This window comes from Streptomyces sp. NBC_00273 (genome assembly GCF_036178145.1).
GTDB lineage: Bacteria > Actinomycetota > Actinomycetes > Streptomycetales > Streptomycetaceae > Streptomyces.
Genome location: NZ_CP108067.1, coordinates 39,979 through 65,263, shown reverse-complemented (window position 1 = coordinate 65,263; position 25,285 = coordinate 39,979). Strand labels below are relative to the sequence as shown.

19 protein-coding genes and 1 pseudogene are annotated in these 25,285 nt (G+C 65.9%); 14 read left to right on the top strand and 6 right to left on the bottom strand.

The window, feature by feature from the left end:
* The first annotated feature begins 348 nt into the window (after positions 1–348).
* The 4 genes from OG386_RS00270 (at position 349) to OG386_RS00255 (ending at position 3,333) form a co-directional block, all read left to right on the top strand.
* Positions 349–540: a hypothetical protein gene (locus OG386_RS00270; RefSeq protein ID WP_328786166.1), complete on the top strand. Its 192-nt coding sequence runs from the start codon at positions 349–351 to the stop codon at positions 538–540.
* A gap of 380 nt (positions 541–920) precedes the next feature.
* A complete protein-coding gene (locus tag OG386_RS00265) occupies positions 921–1,790 on the top strand; it encodes a helix-turn-helix domain-containing protein (RefSeq protein WP_328786165.1) in 870 nt (289 codons plus the stop codon).
* Complete coding sequence (locus OG386_RS00260) at positions 1,787–2,317, top strand: sigma factor-like helix-turn-helix DNA-binding protein (protein WP_328786164.1); 531 nt, start codon at positions 1,787–1,789, stop codon at positions 2,315–2,317. The genes OG386_RS00265 and OG386_RS00260 overlap by 4 nt, the downstream gene beginning before the upstream one ends.
* Before the next feature lie 167 nt (positions 2,318–2,484).
* Complete coding sequence (locus OG386_RS00255; RefSeq protein ID WP_328793112.1) at positions 2,485–3,333, top strand: SAM-dependent methyltransferase; 849 nt, start codon at positions 2,485–2,487, stop codon at positions 3,331–3,333.
* 141 nt (positions 3,334–3,474) lie between these two features.
* Here OG386_RS00255 and OG386_RS00250 read toward each other — a convergent pair whose 3' ends face one another.
* Positions 3,475–4,371 (bottom strand): helix-turn-helix domain-containing protein, encoded by an 897-nt coding sequence (locus tag OG386_RS00250; RefSeq protein WP_328786163.1) that lies wholly within the window; start codon positions 4,369–4,371, stop codon positions 3,475–3,477.
* Between the two features lie 86 nt (positions 4,372–4,457).
* A complete protein-coding gene (locus OG386_RS00245; RefSeq protein ID WP_328786162.1) occupies positions 4,458–4,694 on the bottom strand; it encodes a DUF397 domain-containing protein in 237 nt (78 codons plus the stop codon).
* A 245-nt stretch (positions 4,695–4,939) separates the two neighbouring features.
* Here OG386_RS00245 and OG386_RS00240 point away from each other — a divergent pair, with 245 nt between their 5' ends.
* The 5 genes from OG386_RS00240 to OG386_RS00220 all read left to right on the top strand — a co-directional run bounded on the left by OG386_RS00240 (position 4,940) and on the right by OG386_RS00220 (position 10,119).
* Positions 4,940–5,446 (top strand): ATP-binding protein, encoded by a 507-nt coding sequence (locus OG386_RS00240; RefSeq protein WP_328786161.1) that lies wholly within the window; start codon positions 4,940–4,942, stop codon positions 5,444–5,446.
* Positions 5,447–6,820: 1,374 nt separating this feature from the next.
* On the top strand, positions 6,821–7,084 hold the full coding sequence (locus OG386_RS00235) for a helix-turn-helix transcriptional regulator (RefSeq protein ID WP_328786160.1): 264 nt from the start codon (positions 6,821–6,823) through the stop codon (positions 7,082–7,084).
* A gap of 132 nt (positions 7,085–7,216) precedes the next feature.
* A complete protein-coding gene (locus tag OG386_RS00230) occupies positions 7,217–8,104 on the top strand; it encodes a DUF6083 domain-containing protein (RefSeq protein ID WP_328786159.1) in 888 nt (295 codons plus the stop codon).
* 109 nt (positions 8,105–8,213) lie between these two features.
* Complete coding sequence (locus OG386_RS00225; RefSeq protein ID WP_328786158.1) at positions 8,214–9,680, top strand: UvrD-helicase domain-containing protein; 1,467 nt, start codon at positions 8,214–8,216, stop codon at positions 9,678–9,680.
* Between the two features lie 247 nt (positions 9,681–9,927).
* Positions 9,928–10,119, top strand: a complete 192-nt coding sequence (locus OG386_RS00220) for a hypothetical protein (protein ID WP_328786157.1) — start codon at positions 9,928–9,930, stop codon at positions 10,117–10,119.
* Positions 10,120–10,131: 12 nt separating this feature from the next.
* Here the strand turns inward: OG386_RS00220 and OG386_RS00215 are convergent, their stop codons facing one another.
* A complete protein-coding gene (locus tag OG386_RS00215; RefSeq protein WP_328786156.1) occupies positions 10,132–10,389 on the bottom strand; it encodes a hypothetical protein in 258 nt (85 codons plus the stop codon).
* Here OG386_RS00215 and OG386_RS00210 point away from each other — a divergent pair.
* Positions 10,360–11,931 carry a Tn3 family transposase gene (locus OG386_RS00210; RefSeq protein WP_328786155.1) on the top strand — a complete coding sequence of 524 codons (1,572 nt, stop codon included), beginning with the start codon at positions 10,360–10,362 and terminating at the stop codon, positions 11,929–11,931. The genes OG386_RS00215 and OG386_RS00210 overlap by 30 nt on opposite strands.
* Before the next feature lie 175 nt (positions 11,932–12,106).
* On the opposite strand, the gene OG386_RS00205 is transcribed toward OG386_RS00210, so the two are convergent.
* On the bottom strand, positions 12,107–12,625 hold the full coding sequence (locus tag OG386_RS00205; protein WP_328786154.1) for a hypothetical protein: 519 nt from the start codon (positions 12,623–12,625) through the stop codon (positions 12,107–12,109).
* 1,130 nt (positions 12,626–13,755) lie between these two features.
* Between OG386_RS00205 and OG386_RS00200 the strand changes: the two genes are divergently transcribed.
* From OG386_RS00200 to OG386_RS00185, 4 genes and pseudogenes are all read left to right on the top strand, one after another.
* A protein-coding gene (locus tag OG386_RS00200; protein ID WP_266607329.1) for an IS5 family transposase occupies positions 13,756–14,564 on the top strand; the annotation gives its coding sequence in 2 pieces (ribosomal slippage) (positions 13,756–14,073 and positions 14,076–14,564; 807 coding nt in all).
* 34 nt (positions 14,565–14,598) lie between these two features.
* A complete protein-coding gene (locus tag OG386_RS00195) occupies positions 14,599–14,964 on the top strand; it encodes a hypothetical protein (RefSeq protein WP_328786153.1) in 366 nt (121 codons plus the stop codon).
* A complete protein-coding gene (gene nusA / locus OG386_RS00190) occupies positions 14,961–15,905 on the top strand; it encodes a transcription termination/antitermination protein NusA (RefSeq protein ID WP_328786152.1) in 945 nt (314 codons plus the stop codon). Before OG386_RS00195 ends, nusA begins: the two co-directional genes overlap by 4 nt.
* Positions 15,906–15,918: 13 nt before the next feature.
* Positions 15,919–16,207: pseudogene (locus OG386_RS00185) on the top strand (transposase family protein); the annotation flags it as partial.
* A 6-nt stretch (positions 16,208–16,213) separates the two neighbouring features.
* Here OG386_RS00185 and OG386_RS00180 read toward each other — a convergent pair.
* Together OG386_RS00180 and OG386_RS00175 are read right to left on the bottom strand one after the other, a co-directional pair.
* Complete coding sequence (locus tag OG386_RS00180; protein ID WP_328786151.1) at positions 16,214–16,876, bottom strand: Imm1 family immunity protein; 663 nt, start codon at positions 16,874–16,876, stop codon at positions 16,214–16,216.
* Positions 16,877–17,103: 227 nt separating this feature from the next.
* On the bottom strand, positions 17,104–24,711 hold the full coding sequence (locus OG386_RS00175) for a polymorphic toxin-type HINT domain-containing protein (protein WP_328786150.1): 7,608 nt from the start codon (positions 24,709–24,711) through the stop codon (positions 17,104–17,106).
* Between the last annotated feature and the right edge of the window lie 574 nt (positions 24,712–25,285).

Genomic DNA, 25,285 nt, shown 5'->3' with positions numbered 1-25,285 from the left:
TCATCGGAGAGTGTTTAGCGCTCATGCAATGTTGATCGATTTTGTTCGCTTTCGAAGCCTTCCGGGATCGCTACCGCAGGGACTCCCGCTAATTTGTCTGCCCCGGCGGCCAGATCTCTGCGGATTCCGTGGATCAATGGCAAGGCGAGGGCTTCGGGGGAGTAGCGTTTCGTGATGCGAGTGGGGCCCCGGACGGGCTAGGAACCAACACAGGGCCCCCTCGTACTACTTGACCAAGCCGATCGACACCTCACGAAGGAAGTGCCAGACATGTGGCTCGACCGTATTCCCGCCGCAATCCGTCTCCAGGCCGCGGCAGGTCCCGACGCTAACATTCCTCACCTTGCAGTGGGTGAAACCCGAACCTTCCGTGCCTGGGATGTCACCATCCAGGTCGGCGCCTTCATCGCCATCGTCATCGTTCCGCTGATCATGATCACCGGAGCCTGGCAGGCCCCGGCCGCGGTCGGACTCTGCGGCATGGTCTTCATGGCCGTACGCCGCTCCCACTTCCGCTACCAGCGGATTCGCCTCAGCTGACCATGCCCTGGTCCGGTTCCCGCTCCCACACGGGCCGGAACCGGACCAGCGTCCGGCCAGTCCGCTCATCACGTTTCGAAAGGCCCGATTCCTCCCTGTCGAGGGGTGGTCAGGTCGGCGGCAGCGGAGAGAAAACGAATCGATCAGGCATAGCGGGAGAGCAAGTGGCAAGCAAAGAAGCCCCCCACGAGGCTCTGTGCAGGCAGTGCGGCGTGGAACTTGAACAGAAGAGCGGCCGAGGCCGCAGGAAGACGTACTGCGGACGGCTCTGCCGCAGCAGGGCACAGCGCCACCGCACCGGACGAGCCCCCCAGCAGGCGGACACGACACCCCGCGGGTCACGACCCATCGCCCGCTCCGTTGCCGAGGAGCTCGTGAACATGGCGCTAGACCTGCTGGACGCGGAGTACGAAGGAATCCCCCTGCAGGAACTGATGACCAAGGCATCGGCGATCGCCAGAGAGACCGAGCACTACACGAGCGCGGCCGTCCACGACGCTCGCCTGGCCGGCGCCAGCTGGCAGGAGGTCGCACGCGCCGCCGTCGTCGGGGAGACCACCGCACGCTCCCGCTGGAACGAAGCTCAAGTCATGCGGCGCATGGCAGCCCGTTCCCGAGAACGCAACACCATGCGACGGCAGGCGCAGCCGGTGCTGACCCCATCCAGGGGCACGGAAGGAGAGCCCCTGGCCGTCAGCCGCGCCTCCCGCCAGCTAGCCGGCGCGCTGTCCTACCTCTACAAGGAGAGCGGACTCAGCATCCGTGAGGTCGCCGACAACATCGAACGATCTCCCTCCTATGTCTCCAGGATCCTGTCGGTGGCGCGGACCCCGTCCTGGCAGGTCGTCTGCAAGCTGGCCGAACTGTTCGGCGGTGACCCGGAGGCTCTGCGGGTGTTGTGGGAGAACACCCAGGGCCTCGCTGCTCAGCCGCAGGACCTGGTGGAGACGACCGTCCGCCTCAACGGCGCGCTGCGCGGCCTGCACCTGTCGGCAGGCTGTCCCCCCGTAAAGGACATCTGCGATGAAACCCGTGGAGACCTCGACGCCGAGGACATCGCCGACATCCTCAATGGAGGACAGATCCCGACATGGGAGAAGACCGGCATCTTCATCTCCGCCGTCGGCGGCTGCCCCGCAGACTTCAGACCTCTGTGGGAGGCGGTATACAACGCCTTCCTCACCGCCTGCGACCCCGAACCGCCCTCCCAACATCACGGCCTCATCGACCCTGAAGAGGAAACGCGATGACCAGCTCACACCACAGCGCACCGCCCGCCCCCATCGCGGTCCCCGCGGCGGGGGTCCCCATCCGCGACACCCCGCTCACCGTCACCCTCCCCGCCGACTACACCGCCTTCTGCGTACGCAACCAGCAGGCATACATCACCTACGCCCGAGCCCGTTCGCAGGATGCACAGCTGGCCCGCCGCATCGTGGAGTCGGTGCTCAGCGCGCTGGTCGTCATCTGGCCCACCGTGATCGCCAGCGACCGACCGGCCTCAGTGGCATGGCGAATGCTCAGCACCCAGGTCGCCGCCGCCACCCGCCAGGCACGACGCCAGCGCAAAGACCGGGTCCGCGACACCATGCACTCGACGCTTCCCGCCGAACAGGCCGACGTCCTGCTGCTGCGCTACCGGCTCAACCTGAGCTGGGCACAGACCGCCGAACTGATGGGCCTGGAGGAATCAGAGGTGGCATTCCAACTCGCCAGGGGCATCAGCCGGCTCACCGACGCCGACACTGAGAGCGGCAGCACCTCCGTGTTCACGTAAGCCCCGGCGCACTGCCGGCGCACGCCATATGCCAAAGACACATGGATATCGTCAATCCGCCCCCATCGGAGACGGATTGATCCGCTTACCTGCTGCGCACCGTGTACCGGACATGGGATGCTTTCCCATCACGGGTCGGCGAACGGGATACGCGGGTGAAGCACTTAATGGGCCTGGGGCAGAGACCGTTGTCGAAGACCGTCGAAATGCCTCCGGCCCGCACATCTCGCGGGACAGACGCCTTCGTGGCCAGCACGGCACGCATGTACGACTTCTTCCTGGACGGGAAGGATCACTACCCGGCCGACCAGAGAGCCTGCCACCGGCTCATGGACATCGCGCCCCAGATTCAGACACTGGCCCGCGCACAGCGACGGTTCCAGCTGAGGGCCGTACGGGAAATGGCCCGAAACCACCAGGTGACACAGTTCATCGACTTCGGATGCGGCATGCCCACCTGGGAGAACACCCACGAAGTCGCACGGCGCTCCCATGCTGCGAGCACCGTCCTCTACGTGGACCACGACCCGACGGTCGTAGCGCACGGGCAGGCACTGCTGGAAGAAGAGGGAACGAGCGCGGTCGTCCACGGCGACCTACGCGAGTCCCGAGACGTCCTGACCCACCCAGACACCACCGACCTCATCGACTTCACGAAGCCCGTGGCCCTCCTGCTCGTCTCCGTGCTGCACTGCCTGCCCGATAGGGACGAACCCCACTTCCTGGTCAACGACCTGATGAGGCAGCTACCAGCCGGTAGCTACCTCATCGCCAGTCATCTCGTCAGCGAAGACGCCCTGCTGCGCGAAAGCGTTACCCGTCTCATGCGCGACTCCACCGGAGGCCACTGGGGCCGGGTCCGCACTTCAGGAGAAGCCGCAGCCTTTTTCGAAGACATGGACATCATCGGCCCGCCACCGGGCCCCGTCACCGCCTGGCAGTCCGAGTCCGAACTCGACCGGGTCGTCCCCGGCCCACTCCTCGAGTTCGGGGCTGTAGCCCGCAAACGCAGCTAGACCCGCCCAGGCGACCTGGCCGGGGGACGCGGGCTGCGGCACCTTGCGGCGCGGTCGGGTCACCCCACCGCGACCAAGAACGAGGGTGATCCTGGAACAGGGCCCACGGAATCGGGCTCTCAACCAGTGCCCGGCCAGGTCCTACTCGAGCTCCCGCGCGATCCGCCGCAGCTCCTTGCGCGTCTGCGCCGGGCTGAGCGCCATCACCGCCAGGTCGTCGAGCATGAGCCGATACCGGCCCGTCTCCTCCGGCTTGTCGAGGTAGTTGGCTCCCGTGGGATGCTCCAAATAGACGACATCGGGAAGGCCGTACTCCTCGAACCGCAGCAGCGTCACAGGGGAGCCGATCGCCACACAGCCCGGCGGCAGGACCTGAATCTTGATGTTCGGCCGGCGCGACATCGTGATCAGGTGCTGGATCTGGCCCCGCATCACTTCCCGGCCGCCCACGGGGCGCTGCAGCACGGGCCAGTCGAGCACCGCCCACAGGTGAGGGGCATCGGGCCGCTCCAGGAGGTCCTGCCGGCGCAACCGCAGCTCCACCTTCGCCCGGATTTCCTCAGCCGTGGCCGGGAAACCACCCTGAGCTACGGCGTACGCATACTCCGCGGTCTGCAGAAGCCCGGGAACCAGCTGCACCTCGAAGGTGCGGATGACCTTCGAACCCTCCTGGAGCCCGACGAACTTGTCGAACCACTTCGGGATGATCGCCGAGCCGTACCGCTCCCACCAGCCCGCCTCCTTCGACCGCCGGGCCAGCTCGCAGACCGTCTCCAGCTCATGCTGCGCGCCGTACATCCGCAGCATGACCTCGATGTCGCCCTCGCGGAGTGGGGACTCGCCCCGCTCAAGACGGCTGATCTTCGCTTCGGAGCAGTCGAGGACCTCGCTCGCGTCCTTGGCTGAAATCTCTGCCGCTTCACGAAGCGCCCTCAGCCGATAGCCGAGGATCATCGTCAATACGGTCGGGGTGAAGCCGGGAAGCGTGAGGTAGCGCTCAAGCGGCGGATGGCCAAGAGGATCTGGAACGGCGGACACTGGGTCTCCTGCGCGGTGACGAGTGCAAGAATTATCCCACGCAGGAGCCAGCGCAACATCCGAACGCCCCTATTTTCCCAGGGCTGTTATGCAATCAGGGAGTCGAACTCCCCTTCCCGTGCTCCATCGAGGAAGGCAACGATCTCCGCGCGCGTGTAGACCAGGGCCGGCCCCTGAGGGAAGCGCGAGTTGCGCATCGCGATCCCACCGTTCCCAAGCGCCGCCAACTCTACGCAGTTACCCGTCGGTCCACTGTGCCGACTCTTCACCCACGTCACACCTTCGAGTGAATCGGCCGGAATTCCATTGCTGTAGCTCGCCATGACGCTATGCCCCTTCGGTGTTGGTGCGGTCCCACTGCAATGCCTGGCGGTCATCACGGTGGGCGGCAGATCTGACATCCCTCTTTCGTGCATGCAATTACCGATGCAATTGCACGGGCGGTGGAGTGGGCTGGATACTAGCCGCACCAGGCAGCCGCCGACTCTGAACAAACGTGCACCGACTGGGGAGATGGGCAGTGCGTACACCAGCCGCGATTACGCAGTGCGACGGGAGCGATGGCCGAATGGCGCGGGACCTGGCCGGAATGATCCCACTCGAAATTGGTAATCTGGCCGTGTCGGGCGCCCCGGACTGGGGACTTGCGCTGGGGCTCAGCACCGCGGGCTTCGCTGCCCGTAGCTTCACCGACTCCGATCGGACCTGCTGTCGCATCCGAGGCTTCATCGAGGCCGTACTGGGTGAATGGGGCATTGGACCCGGCCCTAGCCGTGACGCCACGCTGACCGTTGCGTGGGAGCTCGTGGGCAACGCGATCCGGCACGCACTTCGTGAAGGCCACCAGGGCAGCGGAGCCTGGCTCGGCCTGGTCCGCAAGGACAGCGCCATTCTGGTCGCCATCTCGGACCCGAACCCCCAGCCTCCCCGTCCGGTCCGCCCCGACATCATGGACGAGAGCGGACGAGGACTCGTGCTCGTTTCCGTGCTGAGCACGGCTTGGGGGTGGACCTTCTCCCCAACGGGAGGCAAGACAGTATGGGCCCGGGTCCCGACCTTGCAGAAGACCATCTGACGTCATTGCAGGCCCAGTTGATGGTCCGCGGGAAGAACGCGGCAGATGCGGATCGGGACCCGGTCGCATCCCTGCGCCGGAAGCCTCCCGGCCGAGCGCGCACGTGACCGATCTCAGCCCATCGCGCCGTGGACCCGATGGGTCGACGGGCTGACCGGGTTTGGGTGGGCTCCACCGCCACTTCGAAGGCATCCGTGCCGGCCGTCCCGCCACTGCAGCTCTCCAGAAGCCGAGTCAAACGACCAGGCAGCCAACGCACCGATGGCGACCAGACTCTCCACTTCCGCCCTGAAGCGCGCTTCGGAAAGGGCGCAGATGCGGGCCAGGTCGGCAAGATCGGCAGTGCCGCAGGCACTTCCGGGGGAGCGGTGAGCAGCCAACGTGACAGCAATCAGTCGCACCGTGGCTGGCTGCGCGCGCATGGCAGGGCAGTGTGCCCAACACAGGGCCAGGCCGGCTGCCCGCGAACGGAGGGCACGCCCCGGGGCCTGGGTGAGGACCGTCGCATCCAGCAGTTGCGCCTGGCGGTCGCCCGAAGGCTCCTGCGTGTGATGTAGCCAGTAGGCCTGCTCTAGTTGCTGCCACGCTCCGGTCTCCCGGCCGGCCAGGAGCATGCCGCGCAGGAGACCGTTGGGCATACGCAAGCGTCCGTGCCGGTCCGCGCGCAGTGCGCACTGCAGGGCGAGCAGGCGGGCCTGAGGGTCGGTGGACGGGGGGAGGGCGGCCGCGAGGTACGAGAGCATGTCGCGGATTCGCTCATGAGGGCTGAGGCCCGGAGGCGCGGGGGAGCGGCGCCGCCCGCTCCGTGGAGGCGGGGTGCCAGCCGGTGTCTCGGGGACAACGGCGGCATCGTGAGTAACGGCGGCGCAGCTGGTGCAGACGTCAGCCAGCCGCCATAGGCGGCCGCCGCGTTCGCGGGCCAAGGCCAGCACCACCGGGCCACCGCAGCCGCGATGGCGGGGGTGCCAGCGGCAGCCCCGTTCGTGGCACTGGCAGGTCCGCAGATGTCGCGGTAGAGCCTCGAGTCTGGCGTGCCCGGCCAGGTGAGCGAGTGCTGCCGAGCGGGCTGTCGCACTACGCACACGCGCGGCAGCGGGACCGCACTGGGGGCAGGCGAGTTGAGGGCCGTGGGGCTGCGGTCGCAGTTCCACGGTCCACGTGCGCCGCACTGCCAGGTGGGGCGTCCAGAGCCTCATCGGCCGGCCTTCCTTATCGACCGCCAGGCCTGAGCCGTAGACGGGACACCACCGGGGACTCGAGGTGACGGCCGCACCGTAGTGCAGACATCTGCCCTGCGCGAGGTCGGTGTCACCTGCGGAAATAGGGCAGAGGTCTGCACTGACAGGGCAGGGGTCTGCACCGTCCGATGGTGTGGTGACGATCTTGCCGCCCGAACCGAACCTCGAAGCGCTGCGCCAGGAACTCGCGCGCCTGAGGGGTGAGCGCGGCTGGAGCTATGACGAACTGGCCAGCCGGACTGGCTTGTCCAGGCGCACCCTCATCGAAATTGAGCAAGGTCGCACCACTGGCTCCCTGCCCACCTGGCATGCCCTCGGCCATGCCTTCGATGTCCCGCTCGGCGGCCTCTTCGTAGCACTCTGCGACGGCCACGAACCGCCCGGCGGCAAGAGCCCCTAGGCGCCGACTGCTCCTGCCCGCAGACCACCCGAACCGGTGACGCAGCGGGAACGAACAAGCGATGCTCGGATGTATGCCCACCACGGTTGGGCCGGTCGGGCGACAGCAGCGGTGCGGCCCCACAATCGCAGCGTGTCGGCTGGAATCTTCGCGGCCATGCGCTCCACAAACACCCACTTGGGCCACCTCCGGGACGGTAGCTCACCCCGGCACCGCCACCGCGCTCTGCGAATCGCCACGGACAGTCCCAGCTGCCTGCTCCGAACGGCTGAGGGCGGCCTGTGCCCCGACTGTGGCAACCAGGTCCACTGGTACCGAGGCATCGAACACCAGCCCGTCCGCCTCCACCCACACGAACTGCCCACCGCAGCCGTCCCCGAAGTCCACCGCTGGCACATCGGCGCCGGCGTCGCCTATCCGGCGGGCGACGGAAGCCCCTGGTGCCGCATCGCCCACCGCACCCTCTGCCCAGCACACGACACCCCCGAACACCTGACGCAGCCCCTCGTCAGGCTGCGCCAGCGCCTTGCCCTGCAGACCCGGCGCCTTCTCGACGACGGCGCCTTCACACCACCCGGCCAACACGCCCCTGCAGGGTCCCGGCCCATGCCGCCGTGTCGGCCCGCCAGGCCCGTCGTGGACGTCCTCGGTAGCCGCTACCTCGCTAAACAGCCCATCCAGGAGATCCGATGCGTGGCCCGGACCCACAGAGGCACCCGCTGCCTGAACCGTGTCCTCGCATCGCGGAAACCGCACGGCACCTGGAGGCTCACCACCCTCCTACCAGGCCGCCCACCGGTACTGCCCGCAGTCGAGATCGCCGTCTACGACCTCGGGCACCTGGCCCACGCCGAGCAGCAGCGCTGGCGCGCCCAGCGCTGCCCCACCCACGCCCTGATTCCCAAAGCCGCAGACATGGCCCGGGATGACTGGGAGATCTTCGATCCCCTGCTCCACCGTCAGCACGTCGCCACCCGGCTGCCAGTCGGCGCTCAGGGCCGGCCTCGAGGACGAGCGTGAAGGCCACACCGAGGCCGTGCACCACAGCCAACGGGGAAGACCCTGACCTGCGGTGAGAATCCGCACCACCCCCACCCAACCGCCCCTGCCCACGCGATGGAGCGACCACGTGCTCAACCCCACGGACGAACAGGCCCACGCCGCCGACCGCTTCCGCGCCGGCGACCACATCGCTCTCCAAGCAGGGGCGGGCACCGGCAAGACCACCACCCTGGCCCTGCTCGCCACAGGAACCAGACGCTGCGGCCGCTACCTCGCCTTCAACAGAGCCATCGCCCTGGACGCCGCCAGCCGCTTCCCCGCCCACGTCACGTGCAAGACCGCACACTCCCTCGCCTACGCCGCGGTCGGCCACCGCTACCGGTCCCGTCTGGGCAGCGCACGCTGGCCCAGCTGGAAGACCGGACAAGCCCTCGGCATCACCAAACCTGTCCGTGTCGGAGACAACGACCTCTCGGTCAAAGTCCTCTCCCACACCGTTCTGAAGACCCTCACCCGTTTCTGCTACTCAGCAGACCCCGCCATCACCAGCCGGCATATCCCGCACTTGCGCGGCTTGGACAACGCCGACCACCACAAACAACTCGCCGCCGCCGTCCTCCCGTTCGCGTGTAAAGCCTGGAAGGACCTGCAGCGCCCCGAACAGGGCGTCGTCCGCTTCGAACACGATCACTACCTGAAGATGTGGGCCCTGTCCGAGCCGAAGATCGACGCCGACTTTCTCCTCCTGGACGAGGCGCAGGACACCAACCCCGTCCTCGAGCAGGTCTTCACCGCCCAGCGCGGACACGCCCAGCTCGTCATGGTGGGAGACTCCGCCCAGGCCATCTACGGCTGGCGCGGCGCCACCGATGTCATGACCCGCTTCGACGGCACCCCCCTGGCCCTGACGCAGTCCTTCCGCTTCGGCCCCCACCTCGCCCGCGAAGCCAACCGATGGCTCGCCCTCGCCGGCGCACCCATCCGCCTCCAAGGCACAGACACTATCCCCACCCGGCTCGACACCGTCGAGACCCCCGACGCCGTCCTGTGCCGTACCAACATCGGCGCCATGACCCAGGTTCTCACCCACCTCCAGGCCGGCCGGCAGGTCGCCCTCACCGGCGGAGGCGAAGGCCTGCGCAGCCTCGCGCTCGCCGCCCGCGACCTCAAGAACGGCCGTCCCACCAGCCACCCAGAACTCCTCCTGTTCTCCTCCTGGGGCGAACTTCAGGACTACGCCGCCTACGACCCGGCCGGCGCCGACCTCCAGCCCTTCGTCGACCTGATCGACACCCACACCCCCGACGCACTCCTCGCCGCAGTCAGCCAACTCGTCGACGAACAACACGCGCAGGTCACTGTGTCCACGGCCCACAAGGCCAAGGGCCGTGAATGGCCAACGGTCCAGATTGGCAACGACTTCAGGCCACCTAAAGACGCCGAGGAACCCGATGCCCAAGGCCGCCCCGTACCCGGCCCCATCGACGATGCAGAAGCACGCCTGGCCTACGTCGCTGTGACCCGGGCCAGGGGCTGCCTCGACCTCGGCGGCCTGGCGTGGATCCACGACCACCCCGCCGGCAACCCTATGTGACACGCCCTCGGCACTCGTGGATCCAAGACCACGTGCAGCCGCCCTTCACCACCCGAACAGGACGGCCGAGCAGAGATCGAACGAAGTACTGCTGCGCACTTAAAGAGTGTGTCCGGCCGGGTGAGCGGCAGTCCTGGGACTGCGACGCCTCCACCATTCACTCCATGGCATTCGATCCCGGACAGCATCATCGCCAGTCCCCGCGCCGTGCGGGTGACGCGCGGCTCGGTCCCGCGTTGTTCCCGGCATGGACGAGATGCTGGACGTGCTCCTCGACGGGCTTACCGAGCCGCGCCTGAAGCTGATCAGTGAGGATGAGGCCAGGGCCTTGATGGTTCTCCTCGGGCTGCTGGACGATGCCGCACATCCCGAGAAGGTTCGACACGCTGCCGGGGAGATGCGCTTCCGAATCGGGTCCCGGCTGGCCCTGCCCATGTGAGAGCAAACGCGTCTACTTCGTGTCGACCGGGACGGTCTCGTAGGTGACGGTGGCGCCGGGGCAGTCCTCCGCCAGCCCGAGGAGCGCCTCGCGCTCCCGCTCGTCAGAGGCCAGGCCCCAGCGGAGCTTGGTCTCGACCCAGCCCGTCACGTACGTGCAGTGGTAGGTGGCCGTCGGGGGCAGCCACTCCGCCGGGTCCTTGTCGGCCTTGGCCCGGTTGGACTTGGCCGTGACCTGCTGGTGGACACCGTTGACTTCGGCGCGGTCCAAGCCGGGGCGCCGGTGGTGACGGCGCTCAAGCAGCTGCCGCACCTGGTCGGCCGCCGGAAGGTCGCCGCCTCCGAGGTGGACCAGCAGCTGGTGACCGGCTCGTGGCGGCGCCTGGTGTTCGCCAACCCAGACGTCGAACCGGGCTGCGTGGAGAAGGCGGCGTACTCGTTCTGCGTGCTGGAGCACCTGCACCGCGCTCTTCGGCTCCGCGACGTGTTCGCCAGGGACGGGGACCGGTGGGGCGACCCGCGGACCAAGCTGCTGACGGGCGACCGCTGGGAGACGGCCGAGCCGACCGCACTCGGGCTGGAGACGGAGCTGGCCGCGCATCTGGCCGAACTCGCCTCGGCCCTGCACGGCGCCTACCACCAGGTCGTCGCCGTGCTGCCGACCAACAGTGCGGTGATCGTGAAGGACGGCAGGCTGTTGCTGGACCGCCTCGGCCCCGCCCCCGAGCCGCACCTGATGCAGGCCTTCCGCCAGCTGGTCAACGGCATGCTGCCGAAGGCCGACTTCCCCGAGCTGCTGCTGCTGGAGGTCGCCGAGCTGACCGGCATGACGACCGCGTTCACCCACATGTCCGGCGCCGATCCGCACATGGACGACTTCGAGGTCAGCGTCTGCGCGCTGCTGCTCGCGGAGGCCTGCAACGTCGGCCTGACCCCGGTGGCCAAGCCGAACGTATCGGCGCTCACCCGCGCCCGCCTGATCCAGGTTGACCAGGGATGCCTGCGGGCCGAGACCATCAGCGCCGCCAACGGCATGCTCATCGCAGCGCAGGCCAAGGTCGACATCGCCCGGGCCTGGGGAGGCGGGCTGGTCGCCTCCGCGGACGGGGTCCGCTTCACCGTGCCGGTGCAGACGCTGCACGCCGGCTACAGCCCGCTGCACTTCGGGCTGCGCAAGAAGGGCGCCACCTGGTTGAACGTGGTCAACGACCAGGTCATGGGCCTGGGCGGGGTGGTGGTGCCCGGCATGTTACGTGACTCGCTGTTCATCCTGGACGCGCTGCTGGGCCGTGACGGCGGGCCGAAGCCGGAGACCGTGGTCACCGACACCGCGAGCTACAGCGACATCGTGTTCGGCCTGTTCGTAATCTGCGGCTACCAGTTCTCCCCGCGGATCGCTGACATCTCCGACGCCCGCCTGTGGCGCACCCACGCGAGCGCCGACTACGGGCCGCTGCAGGACATCTCCCGGCACACGGTCCGCCTGGACCGGATCCGCGCGCACTGGGGCGATATGCTGCGCGTGGCCGGCTCCCTGACCCTGGGCGAGGTCCGAGGCCACGACCTGATCCGCATGCTGTCACGGGACGGGCGCCCGACCGGCCTGGGCGCGTTCGCGAACTACGGACGGATCTTCAAGACCCTGCACCTGCTGCAGTTCATCTCCGACGACGGCTACCGCCGGATGATCGGCAAGCAGCTGAACATCACCGAGGCCCCCCACCGCCTCGCCCGGAAGATCTTCTTCGGACAGCGTGGCGAACTGCGCCAGGTCCTCGTACGTGCGGATCGCGTCGAGCTCGAGCTGGAGTAGGTCGTGAGGGAAAGGAGCGCAACATACCCAGATTAGGCCATTTGTTCGATTTTCGATGCAAGCGAAACCGGAACGGCGTGTTCACGCGGAGGTGTCCTGTGCCATCGAACCTTGACTTCGTGCCACCGATGACGGCCGCGAGTCTGTGCCCCTGAATCTTGATCCTGGTGCCTGGTCACCCATCAGGGAGTGCTCTCGATCGACGGCCCCACAGACTTCGTCGCCTGCTGTAGGTCTTCAGGTCGGTGCGGATCTGCTTTCGCAGGGCGTCGCTGGCGGCAGCTCTCTGCTCCAACAGCGGCGCAATCTCCGTTCTCTCCTCTGGGGTCGGGGAGCGCGGGTCGCCCATCCCCTCGGTGACGAATGTGCTCACGACGTGGACGCGAAACACTGCGTCGCGCCACAGCCTGGCCACTGGCTCAGTGGCAAACGCATCGGCACGCGCGGATAGCGACTCGAGAAGCTCCCGCTCCTCACACGTCTGCGGGCCGAAGTAGGAACGTATGGCTGGATCCATGTCCGACTCAGCAAGGTAGGGATGCTGGTTGGCAAGCAAGTCAACGTACAACTGGGTACGTCGCTCCCAGAGCCTCGCCTGCTCGCTTGAACGCCGCTGGTGCCAGAGCGTGGCGATCGACATCACCGTTGTTGCGAGAATGGCGAGCGCCGGGATCAAAGTCTTTTCCACATCCATGCCTGTCGCGTCCCCCTATTGCGGAGCAGACTACGGCCACTCTGCCGTGCCGGGCACTCAAAGTTCGGTGGCACGAAGTCAAGGTTCGATGGCACAGGACACGGAGCGGGGCGACCGCTCCTTCTCCGGCCGGGTGTCCGTTCTCATTGAAACCAGGCGTGTCTCCTCCAATCCAGTCGTTGGCTTGGGTGCCCAGGCAGTATGGGGCTTGGAAGGGGAGCGAGGAGGGAGCCGTGGGGTCTCGTCAACACTGGTTTCGAGCTGGTGCTGCTGTCTTGCTGATTGCCGCAGTTGCTGTGGCTGTCGCGGTGCCGGGAGTCGGCAAGTGGATCGTGGCAGCAGTCCTCACGGGCCTCGCCTCAGCTCTCGGCGGGCTCGTGGCCCGCAGCGCCGATAAGGCCATCAAGCGGGGCCGTGACGCTGTGCTGGACCCCGCATCGCCGGCCCCCATCATCGTGAAGGCTCACCAGTCCGGCGGTTTGAGGGGAGACCTCAGACTTCGGTCTGAGATGAGCGTGCGGGACTGGGTGGAATTCGGCTCCCCGGAGGTCTGCCTGGAGTCAACGACTGTGGATCTTGTTGTCGAGGCCACGGTTGATCGTGCCGTGATCATCAGCAAGCTGGAAGTACGCGTGGAATCACGGGGCACCCCGCCCCGCATCTTCGTCGAACCCCCCAGCCCTGGTGGTGCTGGCGCCTTTGATGGGTGGCCCTTCCTTGTCGATCTTGCCGATCTGCCGCCTGTTGTGAGGCCGCACGGTCCGTCGGACTTCCCGTTCACGGTCTCTCACCTTGACCCTGATCCAGGCACGATCGCGCAGGGCGGCTACCTTACTGCGCCCGGCCCATCCCAGTCAGTTCCCTCTGCTGCTCGGCGAGCTCGCGCTCGGTGATTTGGTCCCAGCAGTGACGCAGGAGGAGCTCGGTTGTCTTGGTGTCGCCGGTTCGCCGCAGCAGGTGCCGAGAGTCCGTGCGACGACCATCTGGGTCGCGAACTTTTTCATAGATCAGATACTAATGAGGGGAATATCTCGATTGTGGCCAGGAGGTCCTATGAGCTCGTAACACGATCTTGATGAGATGTCCTGGTCAGCCGTGACCGGTGTGACGATTCAGCCGTTCGTGGTGGTGTGAGTACTCGGCCGTGGATCGTGGACGACGACTTGTGGGCACTGATCGAGCCGCTGCTGCCGCCCTGGCCGACGAGGTCACCAGGGCCGCGGCCGGTAGCTGACCGGTTGTGTCTGCAAGGCATCCTGTACGTGCTCTGCAACGACATCGCCTGGCAACTCCTACCACCTGAGCTGGGATTCGGGTCCGGGCAGACCTGCTGGCGGCGCCTGGAGCGGTGGCAGCAGGCCGGGGTCTTCGACCAGCTGCATCGGATCCTGCTCGCCGAGTTGAATGCGGCCGGCCGGCTCGACTGGTCCAGGGCCTGCGTGGACGGCTCCCACATCCGTGCGAAAAAGGGGGAGCCGACACCGGTCCGTCGCCGGTCGACCGGCGGAAGACAGGCAGCAAACACCACCTGATCTGCGACGGACGCGGCACTCCGCTCAAAGTCATCACGACTGCGGCGAACGTCAATGACGTCACCCAGACTCTCGCCCTGGTCGACGGCATCCCACCGGTGGCGGGCCGCCCCGGCCGGCCCCGCCGACGTCCCGATGCTCTGCTCGGGGACAAGGGCTACGACTCCAACGCCAACCGTGATGAGCTGCGTAAACGCCGGATCCTGCCCGTCATCTCCCGCAAGGGATCCCCGAACATCAAGGGCATGGGCAAGCTCCGCTACGTCGTGGAACAGACCTTCGCCCTGCTCCATCAGTTCAAACGACTCGCCGTCCGGTGGGAACGGCGCACCGAGCTCCACGACGCGTTTGTCTCCCTCGCTTGCAGCCTCATCTGTTGGCGACGCCTCAACAAGCCCACCTCATGATCGTGTTACGAGCTCTATGGACTGGTGGGCAGGCATGCTCTACGGAGCCGCCGGAGGGGCCATCGTCGAACTTCTTCGTCTGGGCAGCCAGGCCTTTGCTTGGCAGAAGGCTCGCCAGAAGGCAGCGACAAAGCTTGATCGCCCGCCTCTGATGGACTACTACGACCCGCCAAGCGACGCCCTATGTATGTTCTGGCGGGCGCTGCTCGGGTGCATCGCTGGATGGGCGTTCCACACGCAGGTGACCGGATTTGCCGCCATGATCGCGGCGGGCGCTGCTGCACCAGCCACGCTGCGCAAACTCGGTGAGGCCAAGACACAGTCCGAGCAGAGCCCGAGTGGCATGCTGAACACAGACGGCGTGGAAACCGGAACGTCGGGAGAGGAGGGAGCCTCGTGAACGGCTCCCTGCTGCGGCGGTCCTGGGATGCCTTGCTCGGGCCAGCCCCGGAGTCGGCTAAGCGGCATGTAGAGGGCTACTCGCTCTGGCGTCGAGTGGTAGCTGGACTGTTTGACTACCCGCTGCCCCCGCATGCCGAGACCGATCAGCCGGCCGCCTTCCCGGCCTCATTGATCAAGGCAGCGGAGCCACCAAAGCCACGGAATCAGGTTGCCCGCTTGGCCACGTCGACCGCAGAAGGGCACCTGCCCGTGGCCGGAAGCGATCCGTCCTTCCCGAACAGCGTCCCGCAAGAGGGCGATCTCGTCGCCGGTGTAGTGGAGAGCAAGGACCCGAATGGCGTCCTCGTGGACATCGGGACGCTGGTGGCCATCTTGTCCACACAAGAACAAGCCGACGAAAAGTACACGCCTGGCATGCATCTGCAGTCGTACGTCGTACGAGTGGCGAAGGGCACGAAGGGGCCAGCCGTCTGGCTCTCCCGCTCTCACCCAAATCTCGTGAAAAAGCTGTTCGCGCTGGAGGTTCCTGAAATCGCAGATGGCTCGGTGGAGGTCGCCTCCATCGCCCGCGAAGCTGGTCACCGCACGAAAATCGCCGTGCGGTCGATGCGGTCGGGCGTAGACGCAAGAGGCGCCTGCATCGGGCCGATGGGCAGCCGCGTGCGCAAAGTGCTCGTTGAGTTGCACGGCGAGAAGATTGACGTCGTGGACTGGTCGGACGACCCGGCCCAGATGGTGGCCAACGCGCTTTCCCCCGCTCACGTCAGCAAGGTGGAGATCATCGATGTGGCGGCCCGCTCCGCTCTGGCCATCGTGCCTGCTGACCACCTGCAACGGGCAATCGGCAAAGAGGGGGTGAACTACCGCCTAGCCTCCCGCCTCACCGGTGGGTGGCGTATCGAGCTCCGGCCCGACACAGGAGAGTTCAGGGGTCGATGAGGGCCGGTTCGGCACCCACCGGATCATCCGCATCTGCGAGCGCCAGGGCGTTCCAATCGTGGCCGATCTCGCCTACCAGGGCGGCGGTCCCTGGCTGACCACAGGCATCAAACGCAGGCCCCTGCAGGAACTCACTCCCACCGACAAGACCCGCAACCGTGCCTTGGCCGTGACACGGGCACCCGTCGAACGCAGCGTCGCCCGCCTGAAGTCCTGGCGGATCTTCCGCAGGTCCCGATGCAGCCCCAACCGCATGACGTCAATCGCCAAGGCCCATCCTCGCGCTGGAGCGGCAACCCTGAAGAAGCTCAGTGTTGTAGGTGATCGGACTCCGCGATCTCACACCACGGATCGTCGCAATAGACAGCAGTGATTTCCGACCTAAGGGAATCATGGCGCTTACCGCTCAGGTCGCCAGGAGTCCAGTCAATGCGTGAAGGGCGCTTTCCATTTCCAGCCCGACAGAAATCCTCCACGGCGTCACGGATTGTAGAAATTGGCAGTGTGCTCAGTCGGTCATGATAGCGGCCTAGGTCTGGATCTGAAATTACGTACGGATCGTCGCCGGGTGGTGTCGGATTGTTGGAGATCCAAACATATTCTGCGATGTTGGTATCGACCGAAACCGCGGAATCTGGAGACAGCATCCACTTTAGAGCCCCATATCCTGTCTGATTATTGACTGCGACGTGAAGGTAGCTGTCAAATCTCTGCGCTGCCTCGATTCCATTTTCCCGGTTCCTGGACAGAGTGAACCCGGCGGTCAGGCGCAGACTTGCCGGGATGGCGTCGTATTCTTGCACTTCTTGGAAACTTCCGAAAAGCTCATCAAGGACTTTTCGAATAGTTGACCATTCCGCCGCATAGTAGGCCTGGCCGTTTGTGAATATATTTAGAATCAAATCGAACTCCTCGAAACCTAGTTCCATGCGAGACGCGACTTGGGGGTCATCGAAGCTCGCGTGCTGCATGTTTCAACAGTATCCCACTATACATCTGCAAGTTGCGTTCATTTCTATCATTTCGAAGTGAGTAACTTCCGGCCGGACGTGTCGGGCCCCTTTCTGAAAACGGGGCCCGACACGTTCACGGCATTGATTGCCGCAGGGAATACATCGCTAGCGAATCTATCGAGGGTCGGACATTGGGGTCTGCTCTGGTGGGTGGGGAAAATTTCGTGTACGAGTTACATCGCCACTTAATTTTTACCTAGGATGGTAACTCCTTCGATTTCTCCCGAGGTCCCTCGCCACCACACTGTCAGACTCGATCCCACCGGTAGGATCTCGGGCACGGCGGCGGAGCAGGTTCCTGGGCCGACAGAGCAAACTCCATCGTCTTTGTTGATGACAACGCTTGCCCGTTGGATGCGTCTATTGCGCATGGCCCAGGCGATTTTTGGCTCAACATGAGATGCGGCCGGGAAAGCTTGTCCATTGGGCGGATGCGGCAAACCGGTCGATCTGAGGAACGATGCGATATTCGACCAGGATCCCTTTTCCCCGCTCTCTACCGTCGGCCCCACCTTCGCGCCTGCCTCATCGATCACCTGTCCGGTAGTGATCTTCTTGCCAGCGAGATCATCCGCGACGGACTCAATAGCCTGAATTGGCACCGGGTTAGTGCCGCAGTTATGCACGAGAACCGGAGTGGCTCCCGCGAGCACATAGTACGTGTGGAGGTCGGCGACAGAGAGGTTGTGGACGGTCGTGCGCTGGCTTGTCCACCGCTTGATAGCTGCGACCTGAACGTGCGTTCCAGCACTGGTGCGCAGCCACTCGCCGGGCTGGAGGTCAGTAGCGTTCTTCCACTTGGTGTCATCGACGACCCAGAACGGGTGTTTATCCGTCGCGGTGATTTTTTCAGCGGGCGTGTCTGCGTTCCCGTCGGAGTCAACGGTTAGTTCAACAAGGTTCTTGGCCCCCTCGCCGAAGATGGTAGCCGTGGCTTCCTTGGCTGCGGTCTCACCTGTGTCGGGGTCGGTGGCCAGTACCTTGTCCCCCGGCTGTACGTCTTCGATGGCTTTGGTCGTGCCGTCCGCCATCAGTACGAGGGTGCCGGTGGTGAAGCTGTTGACGAGGCACTTGATCTTGGAAGCGATTGCCCTTGCAGTGGGTGCTGCCGCCGCGCCTGCTGCTCCGGCTGCGGCGCCCCAAATGGCGCCTTCGGCCATGTCCGAGAGCACGCCCAGCGTGCTGTGGTCGGCGTCGTCGTCCATCCAGTTTGCTGCTGATGCGCCTGCGGCTCCTGCGAGGGCCCCGCAGCCGGCTGCCAGGGCGAATCCGGCTCCGCCTGTTCCGACACCTGCTGCGGTTGCTGTGGCCACGCATGCGGTTCCGACGACGATTTCAGTGGTGACCGAGACGATCATCACCTTGTTCTCGTTCCAGAATTCCTGGACGCCCTTGACAGCCTTATTTATGTTGCACTTCGAGAAGAAGCCGCAGTCTTTGCCCTTGCCAGTCTTGCCTGGTCCAGTTGATGCGACTGGTCCAGTTGATTTGACTGGTCCAGTTGATTTGACTGGTCCGTCTTGTCTTCCGTCGCTGTAGTGGCCGTATCGGGTGGCGGCTTGGACGACGTTCTGCGGGGCGGACTGGAATCCGCCGTCGCTCATACCTTCGAAGTATTTGAGGCCGCTTGGGTCGGAGTTGGAGATCGGGTTGCCGTTGGAGTAGGTGTACCCGTTCATTTGGAGCGGGTCGGTGATGTCGATGACGGGGTCGATGGAGATGAAGCGGCCCGTGGTGGGCTCGTACTCGCGGGCACCGATGTGTGTGAGGCCCGTGGTGTTGTCGTCGTTGCCGGTGCCGAGGAAGGTACGGCTGCCGGGCCAGTCGGCGGGCTGGGCACCTCGGGGGTTGCCGTAGGGGTCGGACTTGCGGCGGGTGGCTGTCTGACCAGCCGCCTGATCGACGCTGGTGGTGGCGGTCTTGTGGTGGTCGGTGAGCTGGACGGACAGGCTGTGGCCCGTGGTCTTGCCGTTGGTACGGCGGACGGTGGTGGGGGCGCCGGGGCTGCTGTAGTAGCGGACGGCATCCATGGCCTGGCCGGCCTTGTTGACGGTGATCTCGGCTTCGCCGAGGTGCAAGGTGCGGGAGCTGCCGGTTTCCTCGATGAGGCGGTTGCCGGAAGCGTCGTAGAGGTACTGGGTGGTGTTGCTGAAGGTCCACTGCTGGGCTGCGGAACCCGCGGCGCAGGTATAGATGTCGAGGTCGTTGCCCTCGGCGGGGTTGTCGTTGGGGACGGTGACGCAGGCCTTGGCCTGGTCGCTGTAGAGGGTCTTGTCGGCCCGGTAGGTGAACTTCTGGGCCTCGTTGTTGCTGTTGCAGGGCTTCAGGAGTGCTTTGTCGCCTTCGGCGGTGAGGCACTTTCCGAGAGCCTGGACGGTGCCGCCGGTGAGGCGCCACTGCTGAGTCTTGGACTCGTTGCAGGTCAGCAGTTGGACGGGGAGACCGCCTCCGGCGTCAGGGGCGGCGCCGCTGTCAACGTCGAGACACTTGCCTGCGAGGCCGGTGACGGCCACAGCGCCGATGCCCGGACTGGTGGCTGAGGTGAGTTTGTTGCGGGCATCCCAGTTCAGGGTCTGGGTGTCGCCGTCGATGCGGCGGGTCGTGGTGTTCCCGGCCGTGTCGTACGCGTAGGTGGCAAGCGAGTTGACCGTCAGGCCTGGCTTGGTCGTGGTCTTCTCGGCCTGGGCGAGGGCATGGGGCTGCTTCTTGGCGCCGGCTCCGAGGCTTATGCCGTAGGTGTAGGTCGTCTTCTCACGGGTGGACCCGTTGGAGGGGTCCCTGTCGAGGAGCTGGGTTCGATTTCCGATCGCGTCGAACTGGTATTCCTGCCAGTAGCCGTCGCCGTCCGGGCCTGCGGTTGCGTGCGTGGGATCCAGATCCGTGGGTTCCGTGCAGGATTCCGTCTTGCCGGTCCAGGCCTTGACCAGCTGACCCATGGCGTCGTAGGTGAAGCACTGGCGATCGGTGACCGGTGGCGACTGCGCCGTCGAGCCGGACCGCGTGTCGGGCCGGGCCTCGGTGATGGAGGTGGGATTGCCGACGGTGTCGTAGGTGTAGGCGGTGCTGGACAGGAGGTTCGGCGCGGTCTCGCGGTGGCTCTGGGTACCGCTGAGCCGACCGGTGTTCGGGTTGAACGTGTTGGTCGTCCACACCCGGTTCGGGGCGCTACCCGACGCAGTGCGCAGAATCTCGCCGTAGGGGCTGTAGATGGTTTCGGCGGTGTACCAGGCCAGGCCTGACATGGTCTGGGGCATGCCGTCGGTGTTGTACCGGGTGATCAGCTTTTCGGCGGCGAGCCCGCCGGGTGTGGCCGGAAGGGTGGTCGACTGGACCTTGCCCGTGGGCGTGTAGGTGGTGCTGTAGGTGTAGGTGCCGGCGAGCCCCTTGGTGCTGGGGAACTCCGGGGTGCCCGTGGTGTCCGGGATCGTGATCTTCGAACCGGTGGGCCGGTACTCGCTGTCGTAGTTGGTGACTTCGCTGGTGAACGCGTTGGTGCCTGCCCAGCGGATGGAGGCGACCGGCTGGCCCTTGGCGCCGGGCAGGGTGTCGTAGGTCCACGTGGCGACCTTGGGGCCCGTGGCGGAGGTGTCCCGCAGCTCGGTCTTGCGGCCGAGTACGTCGTAGGTCGTGAACTGGGCCTGGCCGGCCTGGTTCTTTACCGAGACCTGCAAGTCGAGGTTGTTGTAGGTGAAGCTGGTCGTTCCCGTGTCGGGGTCGTCGGACGAGGTCATCCGGCCGCGAGCGTCGTAGGTGTAGGACCAGGTGTTGTTGGCTGTGTCGGTGACCTTGGTCAGCTTGTTGCGCAGGTCGTAGGTGTAGCTGGTCTTGGTCGAAGCGGGTGTGGGTACGTCGAGCTTGGTGGTGGTGTAGTGCTCGACCTGTGAGGTACGGCCGAGGGCGTCGGTGGTCGTCTTGACCGCGCGGCTGCCCTTGAGGGGGGTCTTGCCGTCGGCCGACATGCCGGTTCGGGATCTCGTCCAGTCACCGCCGTACTCGACGGTGCTGGAGTCCTTCGCGGTCGCTCCGTGGAAGGTGGTGCTACGTACCGCCCGGCCGAGACCGTCGTATGCCACTTGAGTGGAGCTGGCCACGGCGGTCTGTGACTCAGGGACGAAGATCTTCTTCTCGGGCTGGCCATCGGCGAGATAGGCGCTATTGGCCTGGCGGACGGCGCCGTTGGCGTTATAGAAGGTGTCGCTGATCAGACGCCCGCCGCCCAGGGCTTCGGTCTGTCCCTGGCGGAGGCGCAGCAGACCGTCATAGATCGCGATCGACTGCTTGTACGTGCCGTCGTCCTCCAGCGTGGAGCTGATGACGGTCGGCGGTACATGTTCCTTGATCTCGTAGGCGAAAGTGCGGGCTGCCTTGTCGCTCCCCGGCTTCTGCGAGGGCGTCCAGACGGCCGTGGTCCGACCGAGACTGTCGTAGGCGATGGTGACCTTCCGCCCGTTGGCGTCGGCCTGCTCCACCGGCACTCCGCGTCCGGGGTCGTTCTTGGTGGTGGCCGTGTGCCCCAGAGCATTGGTGCTGCTCACGGTGAACGCAGGACCGGCGGCGGGGCTGTACGTCGTCGTGACGGGATTACCTGCCGCATCGAGGGCCTTGGTGGGGCGGCCGAGCGCGTCGTACTCGGTGCGCGCAGTGGTGATCCAGCCGGTCCCGGCCCCGTCGTTGGTGTCGACCTGGTGGACGAGCCCCTTGCTGGGGGCTGATCCGAACGCGTTGAGTGCGTCGTAGGAGGTACGGGTCTCCGAGAGCAGCGCCCCGGTGGCCTTCTGGGAGCAGTCACCCGCAGTCGTGCGGACGCCGGCGACCAGGCCGATCAGGTGCGCGCCGGTGTTGTGGACGTAGGTGGTGCTGGCGCAGCTCTGGTCGCTACTCTTCTCGCCGCCCGTGCCATTGGGCGTCACCACCTCGGACTGGACGGCCTGGATGAGCCCGTAGGACGTATCGAAGCCAGGGTCGTAGGTCTTGTCGAAGGTGTTGCGCTTACGGACCGTACGGGTGGAGCCGTCGCTGATCCATGTGATCTCGTCCGTACGTGAGGTACCGGAGCGGTAGGCGTAGAGCGGGGTGTTCTCGGGCCTGGACCGTTCACCGCTCTTCTGGTGCCACGGCCAGGTCAGGATGCGCGAGGCGGGGCTGCCGCCCGCTTTCGTGTACGTCGTGGTCTCGGCCGGGATCCCCTGGTACTGGGGAAGGTCCTCGGCGATTGCGGCACCCGAGGAGTCCGTGACCGTGATCTTGGCGCGGCCGGCATCGCCGGACATGCCGCGGAAGTACCGAGTCCGGGTCTCGGCCTGCTCGGTCGCGTCGTACTTGCCCGTCGTGGTGACACCTCGCGTAGTGACGACGGAGGCAAAACCACGCCACTGGCTGTAGGTGCGCATCTTGGGGATGGAGAACTCATCGGAGTCCTTGGCCCAGGCCGCGTCACCTTCGTAGCGGTACTTGGTGGTGACGTCGGGCTGGAGGGCAACGCGGTCCTTCTCGGTGACCTCGGTAACGACGTACTTGTTGAACCAGGCCAGAGGCGGGTTCTCCAGGCCAGCGTCTGGCGACCAGTGAACGGGGTAGCAGAGACTGGTATTGGCAGCGGGCTGCGGGCGTGGCGCGCTGACCGAACAGGGCGCGGAGTAGGTGACGTGGATGTCCCCGCCGGTCTCCGTCGCGATGGTCTCGATCCGCAGACGGTCGAAGTCGGGCCTGCGGTCGTCCTCCCCGTCCCTGACACGGTTCGGCATGTCCTTCCCGTTGGGGCGGAAGGAGACCAGAGGCAGCGACGCGCTCAGCTGCTTGTTCTGGCTATCGCGCTCGGTGCTGTAGCCCGTACGCAAGATGGAGTCCAGCCACAGTGGCGGGGAGGTGTCCGTTCGCTGCTCGGGGAACGAGTGAGCCAGGGTCCACCTGTCGACGAACGACAGGGCTGTGGAGCCCTCAGTGCGCTGCGCGGAGGTCGTGACGGCGGTCAGCCGCTTGCGGGTCCAGAACGTCGGCGAGCCGACAAAGCAGTCGGAGCCAGCCTTGCAGTGCAGCGTGGAGGGGGTGTCCCACCAGTACTGCTTGTCCCCGTAGTTCTTCGACTCGAACTTTGCCGCATTGCACTTGCCCTCCTCGAGGCAGCGCTCATCGACGCTGAACTCGATCTTCGCGGAGGGTGCACCGGACAGGTTGCTGCTGCGGAGTCCGTAGGTGATCTGCGTGGGGTAGCCCGCACGGTGGTAGGTGACCGGTGCCTTGAACTTCTCGTTCTTGGCGTAGCGGCCGTCTTCCCTGGCCCAGTCGATGATCATGGCGTTGCCGTGGACGTCCTCGACGTAGTCGAGGTTCCACCGCCAGGCGGTCTGCTTGTTGCAGGCGGAATCGGCGAACGTCGGCGTGTAGCAGGGCTCGCCGGGGTGGTTACCGAAGACGGGGACGGTCAGGACCGAGTTGGTGACGGGGCGGCTGCCACCCGGGCCGTCGACGTCGTGGCGTCCGAAGAAGTAGCGGGTGCCCTCGCGCGTGGTGACGACCCAATGCTCGCCGCCCCGGGCTCCGTTGGTTTCGGCGGGATCGGTCTTGAGCTCGACCCGGGAGCCGTCGTCGTTGGCCGGGATCCACTTGCCGGTCGCGACGTCGTGGACCAGCTCGGTGGTGGAGCCGCCGAGCGACATCACCACGTTGTCACCGGCCCAGCACAGGTCGCCCTTCTTCTTGTCAGCGGCGTTGGTGTTGTTCGCCCCAGCGGGGTTGGCTTCGGCGTCGTCGGAGCAGGAACGGTAGCGGCGCTCGACGAACCCCGGTTCGTAGTCCCAGCCGTCACCGATCCAGGAGGCCTGACTGTTGGCAACGGACGTCTTGCCGTCGACTGCCTGGGAGGAATACGAGAAGGCGATCTTGGGCGCGGGACCGGCCGGCGGAGCCGGCACGCTCAGCGGATACGTCCAGGAGAAGCCACCGCCGCTGGTTCCCGCGGTCCAGGAACCGGAAGGCGAGAGCGAAGTCGCCTTGTAGCTGCCGGCCATACCGGAACCACTGTCGGAGGCCGCCAGTACCACGGGGCCGCCACCACCACTGACAGCCATGGTGCGCAGGCCCTGGCCCGGAGACGTCGCCGGATCCACAGTCGCACTGACAGTGCCCGAGGACCGGTCATTGCGGCTCGGAACCGTCTTGGAGTTGGCAGCCGAGCACTCGTCACGGACAGGCTTCTCTAGGAAGCATGAAGGGAGCTGCCGGAACTTCAGGCGCGAGGCCCACTCGGTGCCGTAGATGTCCTTGAACTTGGTGTAGTCCAGCTGGACATCGACCGGTGTGGCGCTGCCGGCCGGCGGGGTGAGCACGATGAGGGCGCCGTCGATGTCCGCGGCCTCACTGGCGGTACGCGCATCGAGCGCCACGGTCCAGGTTCCAGACGGATCCGTCGTCGCCCCCGTGGCCTTGCCGATTTTCACCGGAAGGCTGGGTACCTGGACGAGCTCACTGCCGCTGAGCGGCACCGGGACGGAGGCGGGACCGGGTGGTGCCACCGCATTGGGCTCGTACTCCGGGGGAGGATCAATGGGCGGCGCCCAGTCGTCCATCCGAGCCGCTGCGATCTGGTCGAGCTTGACCTTGAGGTCCTTCTGGAGACCAGGCAGGGTGATCCCGCCGCGGTCGTCTGGCGGCGCCGCCCAGGCTTGTGATGGCAAAAGAGTCGCCACCAGCACCACGGAGAGTGTGATGCCGGCGCGCCCGGCCAGGCGCGCGCGTGCTGCGCGCGCCTTTCTGTTTCCGGGCAGGCGGAAGTTGTTCGCCGAAAACGGCGACATGTAGACCCCCCCAAGATCTGCCGCCGCGGCAACGGCACGCGGACGACAGGAAACTGACAAATAGCCAGCTGATTCTGCGGCCACCGGACCAGAAATACCACGGTTCTGATATCGGGTGTGCAATTAATCACTTTGCTACCCGCATACCTTAGGGCAATCGATACAAATCGCACTCTGGCGGCAGGTGAGGCAGCCGGCGGAGTGGTGAGGATGCCGGACGGATAGTCCATGCTCGGGGCACGAGTCATCTGAGGGACCGGCAGATGGGGAGGGCAACCTCCCATTCACGCTGTCAGGCCAGTGACCGAGACCACGTGTGAGTGCCGAGGGCCGCAGAAGCCTGCCCGAGGGGGGAGAAGTACAGCTGTGTCAGCCAGTGAATCCATGGACGAAAGACCGCCAACAGCTGCTAGGACGCCAGATGTTGCGATGCTGGCCCGTCCGTGGTTCAGACGTCGCCGAGCCCTGGGCGGCCTCGCCGCTCTGCTGGCCGCAGCAGTCGCGATACCCGTCGGCGTCCACGTCACCGGGAGCGCGAAACCGCAGGTCCAGCCAGACAGAGACGTACCCGTCG